The sequence below is a fragment of the Oleiphilus sp. HI0067 genome (genome assembly GCF_001635735.1).
The window spans coordinates 1-1,111 of sequence record NZ_LWFI01000368.1; the positions used below are offsets into that span (position 1 = coordinate 1).

Annotated in this window: 1 protein-coding gene; it reads left to right on the forward strand. The window is 45.5% G+C overall.

All coding sequences use genetic code 11. The annotated features are described in order from the left end of the window. Positions 1-249 precede the first annotated feature (249 nt). The coding region (locus tag A3739_RS04395; RefSeq protein ID WP_082878264.1) for an iron-containing alcohol dehydrogenase at positions 250-1,111 on the forward strand (862 nt) is incomplete at its 3' end.

Sequence of the window (1,111 nt, forward strand, 5' to 3'; positions counted from 1 at the left end):
GAAGCTCACCACTCATCTCAACGGTAAATGAATTCATTTGCTCTGGACGATTTAGAGTAATCGTTAAAATGCCGTCAGCATCTATGACATAACTGATTGTTTTATACATGCGCGTTGCTCCTATTATTTTTTCAGATCAATACTTTATAACGAACGACTTGTTGTAGGATATGGAGGATACGCACCAAGACAATCAATAGACGACGAGCTTCCCGCAAAACAAACATAGCAAACGACCGGAGAGCCAATTTGAACAGCTTTACTTTTTCCACTAGCCAGCACATTAGGTGTGGTAACGGCCTAACAGACAACCTAGGTGAACTCTGTGTCGAGCATGGCTATAACCATGTAATGATCGTTACAGATTTCGACATCAAACGACTTGGTTTGCTCGATAAAGCTATAGCGAGTTTTGAACAAAACAAGATCTCTTACACCCTTTTCAGCGAAGTAGAACCAGACCCCGCAGAAGAAGTCGTACTAAGAGCCATAGAACAGGCTAAAAAACTATCCGTTGATGTCATTATTGGCTTTGGGGGCGGGAGCTCCATGGACGTTGCAAAGCTCATCGCATTATTAGCACATCCTCAATGTACACAAAGCCTTGACGATATTTACGGCGTTGGAAATGCCAAAGGAATACGACTTCCACTAATCCAAATTCCTACAACTGCAGGCACGGGCTCTGAAGTCACGCCGGTTGCCATCGTTACAACAGGCGATACAACGAAAATGGGCGCGGTATCGCCTATTTTCTTACCCGACCTAGCCTTGCTTGATGCCAATCTAACAATCGGTTTACCCCCTCACGTGACTGCCGCAACGGGGGTCGATGCCATGGTACATGCAATCGAAGCGTACACCAGCGTTCATAAAAAGAACCCTATCTCAGATATGCTAGCCCGCGAAGCACTTAGCCTGCTGACTGCTAATATTTTTACTGCAACGCATCATGGCCATGTACTAGAAGCGCGCGAAAAAATGTTACTTGGGGCGCTCTATGCAGGACAAGCATTTGCTAACTCGCCCGTCGCAGCGGTACATGCACTCGCATACCCATTGGGTGGACATTTTCATATTCCACACGGATTAAGTAATTCCTTAGTGTTGC